This window comes from Rhodococcus sp. 21391, assembly GCF_016772255.1.
Classification (GTDB): domain Bacteria; phylum Actinomycetota; class Actinomycetes; order Mycobacteriales; family Mycobacteriaceae; genus Rhodococcus_F; species Rhodococcus_F opacus.
The window spans coordinates 4,424,559-4,445,016 of record NZ_CP063781.1; the positions used below are offsets into that span (position 1 = coordinate 4,424,559).

The following is a 20,458-nucleotide window of genomic DNA, read 5'->3' on the forward strand; positions in this document are numbered from 1 at the left end:
CGCACGTCCTCTATAGTTCCACCCGAGAGTTCCGCTCGCAGCCGTGCCCCCGCTCGAGTGCTGCGAGTTACGTGGAACCGGAGCGGTACGAGAGTTGAGAGATGACGAGAACGCTTCCCCCGGGCCGATACACAGCCGCGGCAAAGCCTGCGCGCCCGAAGCGCTGGCTCGTGTGGGCGCTGTCCGCGGCGGTCCTGGTCGTCGGTGTGATCGTGGCGTTCGTCGCCTACGACAAGTTCGCCGTCTCCGAGATCGACAGCGAGGCCACGTCGTTCGATCTGGTGAGTGAATCGCAGCTGGACATCACGTTCACCGTCACCCGCGAGGACCCGTCCCAGGCGGCGGTCTGCATCGTCCGCTCCCGCTCCAAGGACGGTTCCGAGACCGGCCGTCGCGAGGTCTACATCGCCGGCGGCGAAGACCAGACGGTGAAAGTCACCGCCCCCGTCTACACGTCGCGCCCGCCCGCGATGGGCGACATCTACGGCTGCAGCCTGGACGTTCCCGCCTATCTGACCGGCGGCTGACACCGGCGCACCCGAGCGACCGTTCGGGTTATTCGGGGTTTGCGCTCCCCAATCGTGCTAGAATCGCCTGGTACACGGTTCCGGTTTGGAACCGTGTATTGCTGCATTGGCGGCAAGGCGGAAATCGAACGGCCCCGGCCGTCGAATTTTGCCGAGCCGTTGATCACTGCTGTTGCAGTGGTCTGTCGAGGGAGCCCGGCGGCTCCAACTACGAGGGAGTGATCGAGATGACCGAGACCCAGGTGACCTGGCTGACCCAGGAGTCACATGACAGGCTCAAGAGCGAACTCGACCAGCTCATTGCCAATCGTCCGGTCATCGCCGCCGAGATCAACGAGCGTCGCGAAGAGGGCGATCTGAAGGAGAACGGTGGCTACCACGCGGCCCGCGAAGAGCAGGGTCAGCAGGAGGCACGCATCCGCCAGCTTCAGGAACTCCTGAACAGCGCGAAGGTCGGCGAAGCGCCCACTCAGTCCGGTGTCGCACTGCCCGGTTCCGTGGTGAAGGTGTACTACGACGGCGACGAGAAGGACACGGAGACGTTCCTGATCGCCACCCGCGAAGAGGGTGCACGCGACAACAAGCTCGAGGTCTACTCCCCCAACTCCCCGCTGGGTGGCGCACTGCTCGAGGCGAAGGTCGGCGAAACCCGCGAATACACGCTGCCCAACGGCAGCAGCATGAAGGTGACGCTCGTCAGCGCGGAGCCGTACCACAGCTGATCGCGGATCCACCGCCGAAAACTCCGGTCCGGGCCACGCGCCCGGGCCGGAGTTTTCTGCGTTGACGCCTGTGAGCGGGATCAGAAGACCCTGCGGGCCTTCATGTCGGCGAACACGGGACCGATCCGCACCACATCGCCCGTCGTCGGGGCGTGCAGCATCTGGCCGTTGCCGACGTAGATCGCCACGTGTCCCGGCCCACCCGACTGCCAGTTGCCGAACAGCAGGTCTCCGGGCCTGGCCTGCGACAGCGGCACCTCCACACCGACATTCCACTGCGTTTCCGACGTGCGGGGCAGTTTGACGCCGGTTGCGGCGTACACGGCGAACGACGTCAGCCCCGAGCAGTCGAAACCGCCGCCGGACGGTCCGTTGATGTTGCCGCCGCCCCACACGTACGGCAGACCGATGAACCGCATGGCCGCCTCGACGACGCGGCTCGTGTCACCGGCGGCCGCACCGTAGAAGAACGGCGACAGCATCCGCGCGAACGACTCCTCCAGCGATCGGATCCGCGCGACGTACGGCTGCGTTTCGTGCTCGTAGTCGAACTTGCCGGCGGGCATGCCACCCGCGGTCCGGACCGCACCCGCACCGGCGTTGTACGCGGCGATCGTGAGGTCGAGGGTGTCGCCCTTGACCACACCCTCCTTCTTCCAGCCCTCGATCTGCCCGAACAGGTCGCACAGCATCTGACCGGACGCCATCATCGGGTCGGCGACGCCGTTGATGTCGACTTTGCCGTCGCCGTCCGCGTCCTTGCCGTACTTGGCCCACGCGGGGGGCATGAACTGGCCGGGACCCCGAGCGCCCGCCCGGGACACCGGTGAGGTCGCGCCGTAGCGGAAGCCGTTCTCGACGGAATACAGGGCCGCCAGCGTCGGCGGCTTGATGCCCTCGCACAGCGACCCGGCCTTGCGGATCCACGGCGCGAAGACGGCGATGGCGCCGACCGGCGCGAGCGAGACACCGGGGAAGCCGGCGGGGACGGACGGGATCAGCGACCCGAGTCCGCTGATCAGGGCGGGGACCCCCGGCAGAGCGGCGAGGCCCCCGATCGCATTTCCGACGTCGGGGGCGCTCATCGCTGGGGGCTGGTCGAGTGGCGTGTCCGGCAGCGCCAGTGGGGGAACCGGAGCAGGCGGCGGAGCCGCCTCGACGGCGGGTGGCGGCGGAATGTAGGGGTCGGTCGCCTGCTTCACCACATCCGAGGCCTGGGCCACCATCTGCTCGGCCTGCACGCGGGCCGGTTCGGGGAGGGTCGATATTGCGTCGTCAACTTGTTTCTGAACGTCGGGTGAGGCCTGCTCGACCACCTGAATTGCTTCTGCTGCTTGATCTTTCACCGGCTGCGGTATGTCCGCTCCCTGAACGATGGCCCCCGCTGCGGTGGTGATCGCCACGATGATCGCCGCTGCATCAACTGACATACGTGCGCTCCTCCTCCTCGGTGCACCTAACCGAGTGAGTTCACGTTACGACGGGGCACAGCAGATGCGAGGCGATTCTGCGGGATTGATCCGTTTCCTACCGTGACCTGCGGGAGAGCGGCACCTGGCGAATCACGGCTGTCGGGCACGACTGCATGCGACGCGCCAGGGGCGTGCACTGCACCCACCGCGCACTCGACGAGGAGAGACAGATTCTTCCCAGGTTGTTCTAAGGTTCGTCGGGGAAGCTGGTCGGCATGAGTGAAGACCGACGGATTTCCCGCCTGCTTCCCGTTCGCCGCGTCCTCGCGGCAGCCGGAATCGCCGGACTGGTCGCCGGTGGCGGTATGGCGGCGGCAGCGGACCCCGCGACCCCCGATTCGGCGGTGGCAGCACCCCTCGTCTCGGCAGGATTCGGCGCACCGGACGCCGTGTCCAGCGGTTCCTGAGATCGCGCGACCGGAGAACCACCACATGACCAGCGCACGCAGCGCAACCGAATGGTCCACCTGGGGTGTGCACGCACGCATCGTCGTCACCGACCCCGACGCCCTGAGTTCGGCGTCGAACCTGATCCGCGGTTACCTCGCGGCGGCCGATGCCGCCGTCAACCGGGACCGCGCGGACGCCGAGATCCGCTCCCTCGACGAGGGCCCGAACACGGTCACCCCGATGTTCGCGCGGTTCCTGAGCGACGCCCTCGCCGCAGCGCGCACCACGGAGGGGGCACTCGACCCCACTGCGTCGGCCCCCGCACCTCAGTCGTGGCGGTCGATCACCGTCGACGGTACCGAGGTCACGCTGCCCGCCGGCGTGGAACTCGACCTGACGGCGACCGCGCGGGCGAGTTCCGCCGACCACTGTGCGTCCACGACGGCGGAGCTGCTCGGGTGTGGCGTCCTGGTGGCGCTCGGCGGAGACATCGCCACCGCCGGGACCACGCCACCGGACGGCTGGCAGGTCCAGGTCCAGGACCTGCCGGGCGACCCCACCTGTCAGGTGTCGATCCCGTCGGGTGCGGCCGTCGCGACCGCCAGCACCGTCAAGCCGTTGCATCCCGACTCGATCTCGTTGTGGCGGACCGTGTCCGTGGTGGCCGAGTCGTGCACCACGGCGCACGCGTCGAGCACGGCCGCGGTGGGGATGGGCGGCGGTGCGATCGATTGGCTCACCAACCTCGAGCTGCCTGCCCGGCTGGTGGATCAGGAGTTCCGGGTGATCACCATGGGTGGGTGGCCGAGCTAGGTCCGGCTATTCCTGGAGGCGAACCGCGTACTGGGCGTCGCGCAGTGCGTCGAGGAGATCCTGCCGGTGGCCGGGGCCACGGGTCTCGACGGTGAGGAACACCTCCACCTCGTCGAGCGCGAGCGCGCCGCCGGTGCGGGAGTGGACGACGTCCACCACGCTGGCGCCGTTGCCGCTGATCACGCCCAGGAGGCTGACCAGACCACCCGGTCGGTCCGGAATGGTCAGGTGCACACCGAGATACCGGCCGGCGGCCCGAAGGCCGTGATTGACGACGTGGGTGAGCAGCAACGGGTCGATGTTGCCGCCGGACAGCACCGCGCACACCTTCCCGGTGAGTCCCAGCTCTTCCGTCGAGCAGCTGATCAACGCGGCCACCGCCGCCGCGCCCGCAGGCTCCACGATGAGCTTCGCGCGTTCGAGGCACAGGAGCAGCGCCCGGGACAGCGCGTCCTCGCTGACCGTCACGATGGCGTCGACCTGCGAGCCGACGTGGGCGAACGGCACGTCGCCGGGCCGGCCGACCGCGATGCCGTCGGCCATCGTCGACATGGTCTCCAGCGGAATCGGACGGCCCTCCGCCAGCGAACGCGGCCACGCGGCCGCCTGCTCGGCCTGGACGCCGACGATCCGCACGTCCGGCCGGGTGGCCTTGACCGCCGCGGCGATGCCCGCAATCAGCCCACCGCCGCCGGTCGGGACGACAAGCGTGCCGACGTCGGGTTCCTGCTCGAGGATCTCGAGGCCGACGGTCCCCTGCCCGGCGACGATGTCGACGTGATCGAAGGGATGGATGAGGACGGCGCCGGTCTCGTCCGCGAACTCCTTCGCGGCGACGAGCGCGTCGTCCACGGTGTCGCCGGTCAAGTGGACGGTGGCGCCGTACGCCTTGGTGGCGACGAGTTTCGGAAGTGGTGCGCCGGTGGGCATGAACACGGTGGACGGGATGCCCAGTTCCGTGGCCGCCCAGGCCACGCCCTGCGCGTGATTGCCCGCGCTGGCCGCCACGACCCCGCAGGCCCGTTCCGCGACCGACAGATTCGCGATCCGGTTGTACGCACCCCGCGGTTTGAAAGATCCAGTGCGCTGCAAGTTTTCGCACTTCAGCGACACGACGTGCCCGCATCGTTCCGATAACGCCCGGGACGCGATCACCGGCGTCCGGCGCATGACGGGGTCCAGCAGCTTACGAGCTGCTCTGATCTGATCCAGCGTGACAGGCTCCACGCGGGCCAGCATAAGGCCTTCGGCCCGTGCGCCTTTTTTGGTAGCGGCGGCAACCAAAAAGGCGCACGGGCGGCGAAGCCGCCTACTTCAGCGCCTGCTCGATGTCGCCCACGAGGTCGGCGGCATCCTCGATGCCGACGGACAGGCGCACCAGGTCGTCCGGAACCTCGAGCAGCGAACCGGCGGTGGAGGCGTGGGTCATGGCACCCGGGTGCTCGATCAGCGACTCGACGCCGCCGAGCGACTCGGCCAGCGTGAAGATCTCGGTGCGCGAGCAGAAGTCCAGTGCGGCCTGCTTGCCGCCGGCGAGGCGGACCGAGATCATGCCGCCGAAGCGGCGCATCTGCTTCTGCGCGACCTTGTGGCCGGGGTGCGAGTCGAGTCCGGGGTAGATGACCTGCGACACCGCGGAGTGCCCGGTGAGCAGTTCGACGACCTTCTCGGCGTTGTCGCTGTGCCGCTCCATGCGCAGGGAGAGGGTCTTGATGCCGCGGAGCGTGAGGAACGCGTCGAAGGGTCCGGGGACCGCGCCGGCACCGTTCTGCAGGAACGCGAACGCCGTGTCGAGTTCCTCGTCGTTGGTGACGAGTGCGCCGCCGACGACGTCGGAGTGTCCGCCGATGTACTTGGTGGTCGAGTGCAGCGCGACGTCGGCGCCGAGCTGCAGCGGCTGCTGCAGGTACGGCGAGGCGAACGTGTTGTCGACGACGATCTTCGCGCCGGCCTCGTGCGCGATGTCGGACAGTGCCTCGATGTCACCGATGTTGAGGAGCGGGTTCGTGGGCGTCTCGACCCACACGAGCTTGGTGTTGGGCCGGATGGCTGCCCGGACCGCGTCCACGTCGGAGACCGCGGCGGGCGTGTACTCGATGCCCCACTGGGTGAAGACCTTGTCGATCAGGCGGAACGTTCCGCCGTAGGCGTCGTTCGGGATGACCAGGTGGTCGCCGGGGCGCAGCGCGGCACGGAGCAGGCAGTCGGTGGCGGCCATGCCCGAGCCGAACGCGCGACCGTACGTGCCCGACTCGAGGGCGGCGAGGTTGGCCTCGAGCGGTCGTCGGGTGGGGTTGCCGGTGCGGGCGTATTCGAATCCGTTACGCATGCCGCCGACGCCGTCCTGCGCGAACGTCGAACTCGCATAGATCGGAACGTTGACGGCCCCCGTCTGCGGGTCCGGGTCGAATCCTGCGTGCACGGCCTTGGTGGAGAACCCCTGCCAGCTGATGTTGTCCGCTTTGCTGCGCTGCTCACTCATGGCCCCCAGCCTAGTGGGGACCTACTTCTCCAGATACTCCGCGATCGCGAACGCGACGTCGAGCTTGGTCGCGTCGCTGACGGAGGGGTCGAGCGCGTTGACGATGATGCTGTGTTCCGGGGTGAGCAGCGCCATGGCCACGACGTCGAGTACCACCCCGCCGAACTCGGCGGAACGGGGGTCGGGGACGACGTTCGTCCCGTTCCGCATCTCGACGAGGACGGCGGGATCCGTCACCTGCGGCTTGACCGACGCGGTGATGGTGCTCATGACGTTGGTCGGTCCCTTGGACCACGAGCACGTCGGATCGGTCGAGCCGGGCAGGACGGCCTCGGTGAGATGCGGCCGGTCCGACACCAGCCGGCCGAGTGCCTTCGTCAGCGCGGCGCAGTCGGCGGACGCCGCCGAAGACGACGTGCCCGCAGACGCCGAGTCGACGTCCGACGATCCCGGCTGTGCGACGGCGGCACCCTCGATGCTGTTCCCGCATCCGGCGGCGGCGAACCCGAGCAGGACAACCGAGCCCACAAGAACACGACGACGTAGACGAGCACTCACTGAGATTCCCCCTCACGGACACCGGACCGGTCCCCCGCTGTGCACCGTACGTTCCGTGCGCAGCGGTGACCAGTGTTGTCGTGCCCGGGTCCGACGTGTCGTCTAGGAGCCGGCGCTGAGGAACCCGAGAAGGTCGTGGCGGGTGATGACCCCGGCAGGCTTGCCGTCGTCGACGACCATCAGCGCGTCGGTGTCGCCGAGCGCCTTGGTGGCGGCCGACACGGGCTCACCCGAACCGATGAGCGGGAACGGCTTGCTCATGTGCTTCTCCACCGGGTCGGCCAGGTGCGCGCGTCCCTCGAACACGGCACTGAGCAGGTCACGCTCGGTGACGCTGCCCGCCACTTCACCGGCCATGACGGGCGGCTCCGCGCCGACGACGGGCATCTGGGACACCCCGTACTCGCGCAGGATCTCGATGGCGTCACGCAGCGTCTCGGACGGGTGGGTGTGGACGAGGTCCGGGAGTTCGCCGGACTTACCGCGCAGCACGTCGCCCACGGTCTTCTCGTCGGGCTTGCCGTCGAGCGGGGTGCGGAGGAAGCCGTAGGACGCCATCCACTTGTCGTTGAAGATCTTCGAGAGGTATCCGCGACCACCGTCGGGCAGCAGGACGACGATGACCGCGTCGGGGCCCTCGCGCTTGGCGACCTCGAGTGCGGCGACGACGGCCATGCCGCAGGAGCCGCCGACCAGCAGGCCCTCTTCGCGCGCGAGGCGACGGGTCATCTCGAAGGAGTCGGCGTCGGACACGGCGATGATCTCGTCGGGGATGGACGGGTCGTAGGCGCTCGGCCAGAAGTCCTCGCCCACGCCCTCGACCAGGTACGGACGGCCGGTGCCACCCGAGTACACGGAACCCTCGGGGTCGGCGCCGATGACCTTGACCTTGCCGCCGGACACCTCCTTGAGGTAGCGGCCGGTGCCGGTGATGGTGCCGCCGGTGCCGACGCCTGCGACGAAGTGGGTGATCTTGCCGTCGGTGTCGGCCCAGATCTCGGGGCCGGTGGTCTCGTAGTGGCTCTGCGGGCCGCCCGGGTTGGAGTACTGGTTGGGCTTCCAGCCGCCGGGGAGTTCGCGTGCGAGCCGGTCGGAGACGCTGTAGTAGCTGTCCGGGTGCTCGGGCGCGACCGCGGTGGGGCACACCACGACCTCGGCGCCGTAGGCCTTGAGGACGTTCCGCTTGTCTTCGCTGACCTTGTCGGGGCAGACGAACACGCACTTGTATCCGCGCTTCTGGGCCACCAGAGCGAGGCCGATGCCGGTGTTGCCGGAGGTGGGCTCCACGATGGTCCCACCCGGCTTCAGCTCACCGGACGCCTCCGCGGCGTCGATCATCTTGACCGCGATGCGGTCCTTCGAGCTTCCGCCCGGGTTGAGGTATTCGATCTTGGCTGCAACGGTCCCGTGGTTCTCCCCGATGACAGAAGAGAGCTTGACGAGAGGGGTGTTGCCGATCAGGTCGACGACGTGTTCCGCGATGCGCATGCCTCCATGCTCCCAGATGCCCTGATCCGATGCTCACAGACGTCCGGCACGGGGGCCCTGATCCGACTAGATTGGTGCGGACGCAGTCCGCTGGAACCCGTGAGATGAGCACCAGGTAGCGGAAAGGTGAGACCAGTGCCCAAGAGGAGCTGGCAGACCGGAGTGAAAGCCGGCGCCGCGGCTGTCGTGGCAGGTTCGAGCGCAGGCACGCTGTCGTGGGCGGCGTACTCCTATCTGATGTCGCAGGCGACGGCGGCCCGCGGTGTGATCGGGCGCAACGTCGCCAAGCCGCCGGAGGCCGACGGCGTCTACTCCCCCGGCGCCGCGGTCCCCGAACGCTGGCTACGGACCGTCTCGTACGACGTCCATCTGATGATTTTCGGCGACTCCACGGCCGCCGGGGTGGGATGCCTGTCGGCGGACGAAGTGCCCGGTGTGCAGATCGCGAGGCGCCTCGCCGACGAGACCGGCAAGCGGATCCGGCTGAGCACCAAGGCCATCGGCGGCGCCACGTCCCGCGGGCTCAGCGGGCAGGTGGACGCGATGTTCGTGGCCGGACCGCCGCCGGACGCCGCGGTGATCCTGGTCGGCGCCAACGACGTGACGTCCAAGAACTCGATCCGGGCGTCGGCGCGCAGGCTCGGGGAGGCGGTCGAACGGCTCCGCGCCCACGACTGCGCGGTCGTGGTCGGAACGTGCCCCGACCTCGGGGTGGTCACCGCGATTCCGCAGCCCCTGCGGACCGTCGTCCGAACGTGGGGGTTGCGCCTGGCCCGGGCGCAGGCGGCGGCGACCAGCGCGGCGGGTGGCCGCCCGGTGGCGTTGGCCGACCTGCTGGCGCCGGAGTTCCTGGCGGCCCCCGACCGGATGTTCTCCTCCGACCACTTCCACCCGTCCGCGGCGGGGTACGAATTGGCGGCGATGCAGATCGTGCCCGTTCTCGCGACCGCTCTGGGCATGTGGCACGGCGGACCGCTGCCCGACCTGCCCGAGGTGTCGGAGGCCGCGGAATCACGCAAGCTGTCGACCCGAATGACCGCCTCGCTCAACCGTTTCCTGTGGCGACTCAGTGCCCGGCGACGCTCACCTTCCCGCCTCGACGAGCTCCTCGCGATCGAGGAGGCGTCCGCGTCCAGGAGGCGACGGGTCGCTGAGTGAGATGGCGATGTCCCCGGTGCCGCCCGGCAACGTAAGTTGTCGGGAAGGCCACAGAACGGGTGGTCTGCAACACAGTGCAGACCCCCGCAGTTGACAAAGGAGTTTTCATGCCCGAGGCAGTCATCGTCTCCGCAGTACGCTCACCGATCGGCCGAGCCATGAAGGGCTCGCTCAAGACCATCCGCCCGGATGATCTGACGACGCAGATGGTGGCCGCGGCTCTGGCGAAGGTCCCCGAACTCGATCCCACCGAGATCGACGACCTGCTCCTCGGCTGCGGTCAGCCCGCAGGCCAGTCGGGTTTCAACATCGCCCGCGTCGTCGCGGTGGAACTGGGCTATGACTTCCTGCCCGGTGTCACCGTCAACCGCTACTGTTCCTCCTCGCTGCAGACCACCCGCATGGCACTGCACGCGATCAAGGCCGGCGAGGGCGACGTGTTCGTCTCCGCCGGCGTCGAGTCGGTGTCCAGCTTCGTCACCGGCAACGCGGACGGCCTGCCGAACACCAAGAACCCGCGGTTCGCCGACGCCGAGGCGCGTACCGCGAAGCTCGCCGAGGGCGGTGTCGCGTGGACCGACCCGCGCGGGGACGCGCAGATTCCCGACGTCTACATCGCGATGGGCCAGACGGCCGAGAACGTCGCATCGGCCACCGGCATCACCCGTGAGGAGCAGGACCGCTGGGGTGTCCGCTCCCAGAACCGCGCGGAGGAAGCGATCAAGAACGGCTTCTTCGAGCGGGAGATCACCCCGGTCGCCCTCCCCGACGGCACCGTCGTCAGCACCGACGACGGCCCTCGCGCCGGCACCACCTACGAGGGCATCAGCCAGCTCAAGCCGGTGTTCCGCCCGGACGGCACCGTCACCGCCGGCAACGCGTGCCCGCTCAACGACGGCGCCGCCGCGCTCGTCATCATGTCCGACACCAAGGCCAAGGCCCTCGGCCTGACCCCGTTGGCCCGCATCGTGTCCACCGGGGTGTCCGGACTGTCCCCAGAGATCATGGGCCTGGGCCCGATCGAGGCCGTCAAGAAGGCCCTCGCCCTCGCGGGCAAGTCCATCTCCGACATCGATCTGTTCGAGATCAACGAGGCCTTCGCGGTCCAGGTCCTCGGATCGGCTCGCGAGCTGAAGATCGACGAGGACAAGCTGAACATCTCCGGCGGCGCCATCGCCCTCGGTCACCCGTTCGGCATGACCGGTGCCCGCATCACCAACACCCTGCTCAACAATCTCCGCGAGCAGGACAAGACGTTCGGCGTCGAGACGATGTGCGTCGGCGGCGGGCAGGGCATGGCCATGGTCCTGGAGCGCCTGAGCTAGGCCTCCGGCCCGTGCGCCTTTTTGGTAGCGGTAGCGACCAGAAAGGCGCACGGGCGCGAAGCGCCTACCCGAGGATGTCGGTGGCCTTGTGGTCGGCGTCGACTCCGTCGGCCATTATCACCAGTCCGTCGGAATGCTCGGCGCGGAGCGGGAGGATCTCCCGGTACGCGTCGGACGCGTACCAGCCTTCGAGGTGCTCGCGGTCGGGGAACTCGATGACGATGAACGCGCCGTCGGACGTTCCCTCGACCACGTCCTGGCGTCCGCCGTGGACGATGAACTTGCCGGAGAACGGGCGGAGGGTGCCGTCGATGCGTTCGAGGTATTCGACGATCTGCGGACCCATGTCGACGTTCTCGAGGTGGGCCATTCCGTACGCGCTCATCGTGCTCCTTCGGGTGGGGCTGGTTGCTGCACACGACATTCCTCCGTCGGAATACGCGCGTCGATTACCTCCGAGGTAATCGAACCGGGCCCGCACAACAGAGAGGGCCCCCGAGAGCATGCTCTCGGGGGCCTTCTCGTGGAACTACTAGTCGCTGTTGAAGTAGCTCAGGAGTCGCAGGATCTCGACGTACAGCCACACGAGGGTGACGGTGAGTCCGAATGCGACGCCCCACGCTGCCTTCTCCGGCGCCTGTGCCCGGATCAGCTGGTCGGCGGCATCGAAGTCCAGCAGGAAGCTGAACGCGGCGATGCCGATGCAGACGAGGCTGAAGATGATCGCCAGGGGACCGCCGTCGCGGAGACCGAGGCCGCCTTCGGTGAAGAAGCTGGCGATCACGTTGCCGAGGGCGAGGACGACGACACCGATGAGGGCACCGATGATCATCCGTGTCAGGCGGGGCGTGACTCGGATCGCGCCCGTCTTGTAGACGACGAGCATGCCGAAGAACACGCCGAACGTGCCGAGTACGGCCTGGGCGATGAGCGCCGCTCCCCCGACTCCGCCGAACGTGACGTCGGTGAACATGAACGACAGGGCGCCGAGGAACAGGCCCTCTGCCACAGCGTAGGCGAGGACGATGCCCGGGTTGTCCATCTTGCGGCCGAACGTGGCCACGAGGACCAGCACGAGACCGACGAGGCCACCACCGATGACCAGCGGGGTCGCGAGGTTCGCGTCGTTGCTCACCAGGAAGTAGGAAATGATCGCCGACACCGTGAGCACGCCGAGCGTGACACCCGTCTTGGTGACGACGTCGTCGATGGTCATCGAACGGTAGTCGGGGCCCGTCCGGTAGGGCTCGGCCTGCGTGTACTGCGGCTGACCGAACTGCTGCGTGACCTGCGCTGCGCCGGCCGTCGTAGATCCGAACGAGGCGTATCCGCCGCTGCCCTCTTGTTTGGGCAGGTTGCGGAACACCGGGTTACTGGTGGTGCGCACCGTGCACATCCCTTCTCGTGGCTCGCCGGGTGGATCCGGGTTTCTTGTACGTTGAACGTCCCGCACCCACCGCAAGTTCCCGTTCGTCGCTTTCGGGTCGGACAATTCGGACTCTACCGGTGCCGCGGGGACACCCGCCAGACGAGGCCGGTCGGCGTGGCGGTCAGGCCACCGACCGGGTGACCGTGAATTTGGGATTCCGGCCGACCACGTCGGTCGGACCGACGAGCCGCTGCAACCGGCCCCGGTACCCGAGGTGCGAGTTGTACACGGTCCACAACTCGCCGCCGGGCCGGAGCACGCGCCCGGCTTCGGTGAACATCTTCGACGCGCCACCGGTGTGGACGGCCGCGCCCACGTGGAACGGCGGGTTGCACAGGACGACGTCCTGGCTGTCGGTGGCGAGCGTGGACATGGCGTCGTCGCGCAGCGTCCTGACCCGTCCGCCGAGGCCGTTGGCGCGGGCGGTGGCGGCGGCCGATGCCACCGCGGCGGCGGACTGGTCGGTGGCGATCACCGAGACCTCCGGGAGGAGCCGGGCCAGGCTGACGGCGAGAATGCCCGTTCCGCAGCCGAGGTCGACCGCGGCCCGTGCAGCGGGATTCACGCGGGGTAGGAAGTCGAGGAGATACCGGGTCCCGATGTCCAGCTTGGGGCCGGCGAACGCGGCCCCGTACGAGACGACGTCCAGCCCGATCTCGGCGAGATGATCGGTGACGGGGTACGTCTGCTGCGCCACCTCCACCGGACCGCTCGCGATCAGTACCCGCGACTTCTGCCTGCCGAGGGTCGCGCGGACGTCGGAGAACGAACGCCCGAGCACGTCGTTCATGGCGGTGGAGATGTGCTTGTTGCGCCCACCCGCGTAGACGACGACGGACGGGTCGGCGTGGCGGGCGATCGCCTCGGCGACCTCGGTCAGTTCGCCGAGGCTCCGCGGCAGCTGCATCAGCACGACGGTTGCGCCCGCGAGCAGCTCCTCACCGAGCGCGCACGACCGGTAGCGGTCGGCGAGCGCGACCGTCGCGGCGTTGGCGGCGAGCGCCAGTTCCCCGGTCAGCGGGTCCTGGTGCACGCGGATCCCGGTGGAGCCGTGCGTCGCCGCGGCGCCGAGGGTGAGCGCACCGTAGTGGTCGCCGATCACGGCGAGCGTCCCGGGACGCGCCGCCGACAGGGCCGCCGCGGCCTCGTCGAGGATCAGCCGGTCGGCGGCGTCGACGGCCGTCAGGTTGGGGGCCTCGACGTCGGGACGGCGGCGGAGGCGGGCGAACAGGGCGTCCCGGTCGAACACTTCGGAGTCGAGCACGTTACTGCGACACCCACTGCGCGACGTTGGCGACGGGTTCCCGGTGGGTGCGGAATCCGTTGACGGGGTTCTCCGTGTCGGGGTAGCCGAACGAGATCGCGCAGACGACCCTGCGGTCCTCGTCGAGCGAGAAGAAGTCGTGGATGAACCGCGAACTTCCCGCGACGGCGGCCTGCGGAATGGTCGCGACCCCGAGACTCTGCGCGGCGAGGAGGAACGTCTCGACGTACAGGCCGCAGTCCACGGCGCCGTATGTGCCGAGCGCTTCGTGGGTGGTGACGATCGCGACGTGCGGCGCGCCGAACAGGTCGAAGTTCTTCATCGTCTGCTCCGCCGACGCGGCCCGGTCGCCGGGCGCGATGCCGACGCTGGAGTACAGCTGCATGGCGCACTCCCGGCGGCGCTGCTTGTGCTCGCCGACGTATTCGCGGGGCCACTCGAAGTCGGACTCCTGCGGGTGGGTGCGGACGTACTCCGCCAGCCCGGAACGGAACCGATCGGTCCCCTCCCCCTCGGTGATCGCGACCTGCCACGGCTGCGTGTTGCACCACGACGGCGTCTGCTGCGCGAGCTCGAGGATCCTCTCGATCACCTCGCGCGGCACCTGCGTCGGTAGGTAAGCCCTGCAACTGATCCGGGCGTCGAGGAGCTGGGCCAGGGTCCGCTCGGCCAGGCTCGTGTCCGTTGCCGTAATGCCGGTATCCGTCACCGTCGAATTCTCCTCGGGTCTACTCGTTCTCGAACACCGCTCTCTGTGTCGGGCGACCGCGATATGCTGGCGTCAGTGCACCGAGAAGGTGATTTCATTGAGTGTGCCACGGCACCCGGAAAGCAGTTCCGGGCCGACCGACTCGGATCCGCAGGCTACCAAGCGGATCGTCGTGACCGACATCGTCGCGGAGCTGTCGTCGGAGGGATTCGACGACGCCCGCGAGATCGGCCGGGGAGGGTTCGGGGTCGTCTACCGCTGCCTTCAGACAGCCCTCGACCGCACGGTCGCGATCAAGGTGCTGTCCTCCGATCTGGACGGTGAGGACCGCGAACGTTTCTTGCGGGAACAGCGTGCGATGGGGAAATTGTCGGGGCATCCCCACGTGGTCGACATCTTGCAGTCCGGGGTGACACGCAGCGGCAGGCCGTACATCGTGATGCCGTACCACTCGCGCAATTCGCTCGACGCCTGGATTCGCCGTGAAGGGCCGCTGCCGTGGAGTGAAACGCTGCGCGTCGGCGTGAAGCTGGCGGGCGCTCTGGAGACGGCGCACCGGCTCGGCGCCCTGCACCGCGACGTGAAGCCCGCGAACATCCTGCTCACCGGGTACGGCGAACCGCAGCTCACGGACTTCGGCATCGCGCGGGTCACGGGTGGATTCGAGACCACGTCGAGCATGATCACCGGTTCACCCGCGTTCACGGCGCCGGAGGTCCTCCGCGGCGACGCACCGTCCGCGGCTTCCGACGTGTACAGCCTGGGTGCCGCCCTGTTCTGCCTGCTCACCGGTCATGCCGCGTTCGAGCGGCGGAGCGGGGAGCGGCTCGTCGCGCAGTTCCTCCGCATCGCGACGCAACCCGTTCCGGACCTGCGGGGCGAGGACATTCCCGACGACGTGTGCGCGGCCATCGAGCGCGCCATGTCCGAGGAACCGACCGACCGCCCGGCTTCGGCCGCGGAGTTCGGCCAGGAACTCCGCGACATCGAGCGCAGGCACGGGCTCGACGTCGACGAGATGGCGCTCCCCGCCGCGGCCGACGAATTCCCGCGCACCGAGCACCCGGCGGCGCCGACCACGCAGTCCTCGGCGTCCGGGCACAGTCGCAGCTACCGCCGGCGGTCGGGTGCCACTCCGCCGAGCGCCGCGGCCCGCTTCCGGCCGCCGACCCCGATGCGGTCCCTGGTGGAGCGCACCCGTCTCCTGGATCTGCTCCGGCTGGGTCAGCGGAGGCGGTTGACGCTCATCCACGCACCCGCCGGCTTCGGGAAGAGCACGGTGGCCGCGCAGTGGCGCGACGTGCTCATCGAAGACGGCTCCGCCGTCGCCTGGCTGACGGTCGACAACGACGACAACAATGTCGTGTGGTTCCTGTCCCACCTCGTCGAGGCGATCCGCCGGGCCGAGCCGACCCTGGCGGACGAACTGGGGCAGGCGCTCGACGAGAACGGTGCCGAAGCGGAACGGTATGTGCTGACCTCGCTGGTGAATCAGGTCCACGACAGCAGGCGCCATGTGGTGGTGATGATCGACGACTGGCATCGCGTGACGTCGCCGGACACGATCGCCGCGATGGACTTCATCCTCGAGAACGGCTGCCACCACCTGCAGATGGTGGTGAGCAGCCGAAGCCAGGCAGGACTTCCGCTGGCCAAGATGCGGGTGCGCGACGAACTCGTCGAAATCGATTCCGTGGCTTTGCGCTTCGACCTCACCGAGTCGCAGCGGTTCCTGGTCGACCTCGGTGGACTGCATTTGGAGGACTCCGACGTGGAGGCGCTGGAGGAGACCACGGACGGGTGGGTGGCCGCGCTGCAACTGGCGTCGCTGTCGCTGCGTGATCGCGCCGATCCCGGCGATCTCATCCGGCACATGTCGGGTCGCCACCATGCGATCGGTGAGTACCTGGCGGAGAACGTGCTCAGCACTCTCGAGCCTGCGCTGCTCGACTTCATGCTCGCCACGTCCGTCACCGAGCGGGTGTGCGGCGACCTCGCCTGCGTGCTCGCGAACGTGACCCGCGGTCAGGCCCTGCTCGAACAGGTCGAATCGCGCGATCTGTTCCTGCGCAGCCTGGACGAGGACCGGGAGTGGTTCGAGTACCACCACCTGTTCGCCGAGTATCTCCGCCGGCGCCTCGAGCGCGATCATCCGTCGCGCGTGGCGGACCTGCACCGCGCGGCCGCGCACTGGTTCGCCGACCACCACTACGTCAGCGACGCAGTGGATCACGCGTTGGCGGCGGGCGACCGCGAGGTGGCTGTCGCGGTGGTCGAAGAGCAGGGCATGTACCTGGTGGAGCACTCGCGGATGGTCGCGTTGCTCGGCCTCGTCGACAAGTTGCCGCGGCCGCTGGTCGAGTCCAGTCCCCGCATTCAGATCGCGGTCGCGTGGGCGAACATCCTGCTGCAGCGGGTGGCGCCGACGCTGCGGTCGCTCTCGCTGGTCGCGTCGACCCTCGAGTCCTCGGAGCTGAGCGAAACCGAGCAGGCGGACATCCGCGTGGAGGCCGACATCGTCCGCGCCGTGATCGCGGTGTCGTCCGATCGCATCGCCGGAGTTCCCGACCTCATCGCGGAATGCCTGGCCCGCCCGGAAACCCTACGCGCGTGGGTGGTTTCGGCGGGGTCGAATCTCGCATCAGCCGTCGCGATCGCCCAGTTCGATTTCGTGGAGGCTCGCCGCCTGCAGGAGTGGGCCACCGGGTACCACCAGCGGACCGTCGGACCGTTCAGTACGATGTACGGGTACTGCTTCGCCGGCATCGCCGCGATGGAACAACTCGACATCGCCGCGGCCGAGGACAACTTCCGGCTGGCCGTGCAGACCGCGACGAAGTCGGCAGGCACCCACTCACATGCCGCACGACTTGCAGGCGCACTCCTCGGCGAGCTGATGTACGAACTGGGCCACCTCGACGAGGCCGAACGACTCCTCGACGAGAGCTACGAGCTCGGGCCCGAGGGCGGCATAGTCGATTTCATGATCGCCCGCTTCGTCACCGGCGCACGGCTGAAGGCGGGGCGCGGCGACGTCGTGTCCGCCGCCCGCCACCTCGACGAGGGCGCGTCCGCGGCGGCGTCGCTGGGACTTCCCCGGCTGCGGGCCCGGGTCGAGAACGAGCGGGTCCGGCTCGGTCTGCCGGCCTCGCCCCAGCCCCCGGCCACTGCCGGGAAGGCCAACCGGGAACCCGATTTCGGTTTCGCCGAGATCGTCGCGCAGCTCGACGACGCGACCGAGATCCGGAAGCAGTCGGCCGACGAGCCCGACGTCGCGTGTCGCCGCGCGGAGGAGTGGGTGCGAAGGGTCGAACGGGAGAGCCGGCCGAGGGCCGCCATGCAGGCCAGTCGCCTGCTCGTCGCCTGCCTGGTCGCGGCGGGCCGGGTCGACGAAGCGAAGCCGCTGCTGGCGTCCGTCGCCGCAACGTGTGCACGAATCGGCTTCGTGCGCTACCTGATCGACGGCGGACCGCGCATGGTGCCCGCGCTGACGGCACTCCTCGAGGACAGGCGAGCCGGCCGCTGGCAGTCCGACTGGCCGGATGTTCCGGAAGAGTTCCTGGTTGCGACGCTGGAGACGCGGACACCGGTCGAGAGTTAGCGTGCGCTTTCTTGACTAATTCAAGAAACGATGGTGCAGTGTGACCGTGAACACACACGAGGGCGGGAGACGGCCACCACCACGTCGCGTCCCGTGAGGGTGGTTCGATCCGCGACGTCGACCGTACATCGGCGAAGCCTCTTGCCCGACAGCCAGTTCCAGAAAACCCACCGCGAGAGTCAGCAACGAAGGGATCCACTGTGAGCCGAGAGACCACTGCGAACACGGGCGACAAGCTCACCACGGCCGTAGGCGCACCCGTCCCCGACAACCAGAACGTCGTCACTGCCGGGCCCCGCGGGCCGCAGTTGCTGCAGGACGTCTGGTTCCTCGAGAAGCTCGCACATTTCGACCGCGAGGTCATTCCGGAACGCCGCATGCACGCCAAGGGTTCCGGTGCGTACGGAACGTTCACGGTCACGAACGACATCACCCGGTACACCAGCGCGAAGATCTTCTCCGAGGTCGGCAAGAAGACCGACCTGTTCGCCCGCTTCTCCACCGTCGCCGGTGAGCGCGGCGCCGCCGACGCCGAGCGCGACATCCGCGGCTTCGCGGTCAAGTTCTATACCGAGGAAGGAAACTGGGACCTCGTCGGCAACAACACCCCGGTCTTCTTCTTCCGCGACCCGCTGAAGTTCCCCGATCTCAACCACGCCGTCAAGCGTGACCCCCGCACGAATCTGCGCAGCCCCGACAACAATTGGGACTTCTGGACGTCGCTGCCCGAGTCGCTGCACCAGGTCACCATCGTGATGAGCGACCGCGGTATCCCCTCGTCGTACCGGCACATGCACGGATTCGGTTCGCACACGTTCAGTTTCATCAACGCCGAGGGCGAACGCTTCTGGGTGAAGTTCCACCACCGCGTGCAGCAGGGAGTCGAGAACCTCACCGACGCCGAGGCCGAGGCCCTGGTCGGCGCCGACCGCGAGAGCCATCAGCGGGATCTCTTCGACGCCATCGAGGCCGGCAATTTCCCGAAGTGGAAGCTGTGCGTGCAGATCATGCCCGAGGCCGACGCCGACACGGTCCCCTACCACCCGTTCGACCTGACGAAAGTGTGGCCGAAGGCCGACTACCCGCTCATCGAGGTCGGCGAATGGGAACTCAACCGCAACCCCGACAACTACTTCGCCGAGGTCGAGCAGGCGGCGTTCAACCCGGCACACGTCGTGCCCGGCATCAGCTTCTCCCCGGACAAGATGCTCCAGGGCCGGTTGTTCTCCTACGGTGACGCGCAGCGCTACCGCCTCGGCGTGAACAACTACCAGATCCCGGTCAACGCGGCCCGTTGCCCGGTGAGCAACTTCCACCGCGACGGTGCCATGCGGGTCGACGGCAACAACGGTGGCACGCTGCACTACGAGCCGAACAGCTACGGCAAGTGGCAGGAGCAGAGCCGGTACCGCGATCCCGCGCAGGGCGTGGGCGCGTTCGCCGACCGGTTCAACTTCCGGGAAGACGACGACGATTACTTCTCGCAGCCACGCGTGTTGTTCAACAACATGAGCGACGAGCAGAAGCAGGTGCTGTTCGAGAACACCGCGCGGGCCATCAACGGCGCGTCGCAGCAGGTCGTGCAGCGGCACATCGACAACTGCACGCAGTGCGATCCCGCCTACGGCGAGGGCGTCGCGAAGGCGATCTCCGCGCTGGGCTGACAGAACACCCGGGTCCGCCCGGTCCGGGATCGTCCCGGACCGGGCGGACTCTTCTGCCACGAACAGGGACCGCCGCGGCATATCGTGGACTTCCGGACTCTTTCGTGGGAGGACTGATGGCCGATCCGTCGCGGCGGGACGGGACCCCCCGTTTCAGCGGCCTGCGTGCCCTGTTCGTCAACTGCACCCTGAAGCGGTCCCCCGACGTGAGCAACACCCAGGGATTGATCGACCGCAGTGTCGGCCTGATGGAGCAGGAAGGCGTCTCGGTCGACCAGATCCGGGCGGTGGACCACGACATCGCGACCGGCGTGTATCCGGACATGACCGAGCACGGGTGGCCGAGCGACGAATGGCCCCAGCTGTTTCAGCGAGTGCTGGACGCCGACATCCTGGTCCTGGCCGGTCCGATCTGGCTCGGCGACAACGGTTCCGTCACGAAACAGGTGATCGAGCGGCTCTACGGTTGCTCGTCGATTCTCAACGACCACGGCCAGTACGCCTACTACGGGCGCGCCGGGGGTTGTCTGATCACCGGCAACGAGGACGGGGTCAAGCATTGTGCGATGAACATCCTCTACAGCCTCCAGCATCTCGGATACGTGATCCCGCCGCAGGCCGACGCCGGATGGATCGGTGAGGCCGGCCCGGGCCCGTCGTATCTCGACGAAGGGTCGGGCGGTCCGGAGAACGATTTCACCAACCGCAACACCACGTTCATGACGTACAACCTGATGCACGTCGCCGCGATGTTGAGGAAGGCCGGCGGGTTCCCCGCGTACGGAAATCGACGTTCGGAGTGGGACGCGGGTTGCCGCCCCGACTTCGCCAACCCGGACTACCGCTGATCCGCCCA

Annotated in this window: 18 protein-coding genes; 9 read left to right on the forward strand and 9 right to left on the reverse strand. The window is 68.3% G+C overall.

Annotated elements, in window-relative coordinates; genetic code table 11:
* Positions 1-101 precede the first annotated feature (101 nt).
* Complete coding sequence (locus GO592_RS20525) at positions 102-527, forward strand: DUF4307 domain-containing protein (protein WP_037202953.1); 426 nt, start codon at positions 102-104, stop codon at positions 525-527.
* Between the two features lie 227 nt (positions 528-754).
* Positions 755-1,249: a transcription elongation factor GreA gene (gene greA / locus GO592_RS20530; RefSeq protein ID WP_005238978.1), complete on the forward strand. Its 495-nt coding sequence runs from the start codon at positions 755-757 to the stop codon at positions 1,247-1,249.
* Positions 1,250-1,329: 80 nt separating this feature from the next.
* On the opposite strand, the gene GO592_RS20535 is transcribed toward greA, so the two are convergent.
* The gene (locus tag GO592_RS20535) at positions 1,330-2,679 is read right to left on the reverse strand and encodes a C40 family peptidase (RefSeq protein WP_005253723.1); all 1,350 of its coding nucleotides are present in this window, start codon (positions 2,677-2,679) and stop codon (positions 1,330-1,332) included.
* 257 nt (positions 2,680-2,936) lie between these two features.
* Between GO592_RS20535 and GO592_RS20540 the strand changes: the two genes are divergently transcribed.
* Together GO592_RS20540 and GO592_RS20545 are read left to right on the forward strand one after the other, a co-directional pair.
* On the forward strand, positions 2,937-3,128 hold the full coding sequence (locus GO592_RS20540; protein ID WP_005253724.1) for a hypothetical protein: 192 nt from the start codon (positions 2,937-2,939) through the stop codon (positions 3,126-3,128).
* Between the two features lie 25 nt (positions 3,129-3,153).
* Positions 3,154-3,924, forward strand: coding sequence for an FAD:protein FMN transferase (locus GO592_RS20545; RefSeq protein WP_007300201.1), 771 nt, complete (start codon positions 3,154-3,156; stop codon positions 3,922-3,924).
* Positions 3,925-3,930: 6 nt separating this feature from the next.
* Here the strand turns inward: GO592_RS20545 and ilvA are convergent, their stop codons facing one another.
* The 4 genes from ilvA to GO592_RS20565 all read right to left on the reverse strand — a co-directional run bounded on the left by ilvA (position 3,931) and on the right by GO592_RS20565 (position 8,452).
* On the reverse strand, positions 3,931-5,163 hold the full coding sequence (gene ilvA / locus GO592_RS20550) for a threonine ammonia-lyase (protein ID WP_007300200.1): 1,233 nt from the start codon (positions 5,161-5,163) through the stop codon (positions 3,931-3,933).
* Positions 5,164-5,233: 70 nt separating this feature from the next.
* Positions 5,234-6,406: a cystathionine gamma-synthase gene (locus GO592_RS20555; protein ID WP_007300199.1), complete on the reverse strand. Its 1,173-nt coding sequence runs from the start codon at positions 6,404-6,406 to the stop codon at positions 5,234-5,236.
* Between the two features lie 21 nt (positions 6,407-6,427).
* Entirely contained in the window at positions 6,428-6,934 is a 507-nt protein-coding gene (locus tag GO592_RS20560) for a hypothetical protein (RefSeq protein ID WP_007300198.1), read from the reverse strand.
* A 132-nt stretch (positions 6,935-7,066) separates the two neighbouring features.
* Positions 7,067-8,452 carry a cystathionine beta-synthase gene (locus GO592_RS20565; RefSeq protein ID WP_005255744.1) on the reverse strand — a complete coding sequence of 462 codons (1,386 nt, stop codon included), beginning with the start codon at positions 8,450-8,452 and terminating at the stop codon, positions 7,067-7,069.
* Positions 8,453-8,587: 135 nt separating this feature from the next.
* Here GO592_RS20565 and GO592_RS20570 point away from each other — a divergent pair, with 135 nt between their 5' ends.
* Together GO592_RS20570 and GO592_RS20575 are read left to right on the forward strand one after the other, a co-directional pair.
* Positions 8,588-9,610 carry an SGNH/GDSL hydrolase family protein gene (locus GO592_RS20570; RefSeq protein WP_039952711.1) on the forward strand — a complete coding sequence of 341 codons (1,023 nt, stop codon included), beginning with the start codon at positions 8,588-8,590 and terminating at the stop codon, positions 9,608-9,610.
* A gap of 107 nt (positions 9,611-9,717) precedes the next feature.
* On the forward strand, positions 9,718-10,935 hold the full coding sequence (locus GO592_RS20575; RefSeq protein ID WP_007300196.1) for an acetyl-CoA C-acetyltransferase: 1,218 nt from the start codon (positions 9,718-9,720) through the stop codon (positions 10,933-10,935).
* 64 nt (positions 10,936-10,999) lie between these two features.
* On the opposite strand, the gene GO592_RS20580 is transcribed toward GO592_RS20575, so the two are convergent.
* From GO592_RS20580 to GO592_RS20595, 4 genes are all read right to left on the reverse strand, one after another.
* Positions 11,000-11,320, reverse strand: a complete 321-nt coding sequence (locus tag GO592_RS20580; protein ID WP_007300195.1) for a DUF1330 domain-containing protein — start codon at positions 11,318-11,320, stop codon at positions 11,000-11,002.
* Positions 11,321-11,467: 147 nt separating this feature from the next.
* Positions 11,468-12,322, reverse strand: coding sequence for a Bax inhibitor-1/YccA family protein (locus tag GO592_RS20585; protein ID WP_005255740.1), 855 nt, complete (start codon positions 12,320-12,322; stop codon positions 11,468-11,470).
* A gap of 163 nt (positions 12,323-12,485) precedes the next feature.
* Positions 12,486-13,628, reverse strand: a complete 1,143-nt coding sequence (locus tag GO592_RS20590) for a class I SAM-dependent methyltransferase (protein WP_007300194.1) — start codon at positions 13,626-13,628, stop codon at positions 12,486-12,488.
* Between the two features lies 1 nt (position 13,629).
* Positions 13,630-14,337: a nitroreductase gene (locus tag GO592_RS20595; RefSeq protein WP_007300193.1), complete on the reverse strand. Its 708-nt coding sequence runs from the start codon at positions 14,335-14,337 to the stop codon at positions 13,630-13,632.
* Positions 14,338-14,440: 103 nt separating this feature from the next.
* Between GO592_RS20595 and GO592_RS20600 the strand changes: the two genes are divergently transcribed.
* From GO592_RS20600 to GO592_RS20610, 3 genes are all read left to right on the forward strand, one after another.
* On the forward strand, positions 14,441-17,938 hold the full coding sequence (locus GO592_RS20600) for a serine/threonine-protein kinase (protein WP_007300192.1): 3,498 nt from the start codon (positions 14,441-14,443) through the stop codon (positions 17,936-17,938).
* A 200-nt stretch (positions 17,939-18,138) separates the two neighbouring features.
* Positions 18,139-19,602 (forward strand): catalase, encoded by a 1,464-nt coding sequence (locus tag GO592_RS20605; RefSeq protein WP_005238953.1) that lies wholly within the window; start codon positions 18,139-18,141, stop codon positions 19,600-19,602.
* 116 nt (positions 19,603-19,718) lie between these two features.
* Entirely contained in the window at positions 19,719-20,450 is a 732-nt protein-coding gene (locus GO592_RS20610; RefSeq protein ID WP_007300191.1) for a flavodoxin family protein, read from the forward strand.
* Positions 20,451-20,458: the final 8 nt, after the last annotated feature.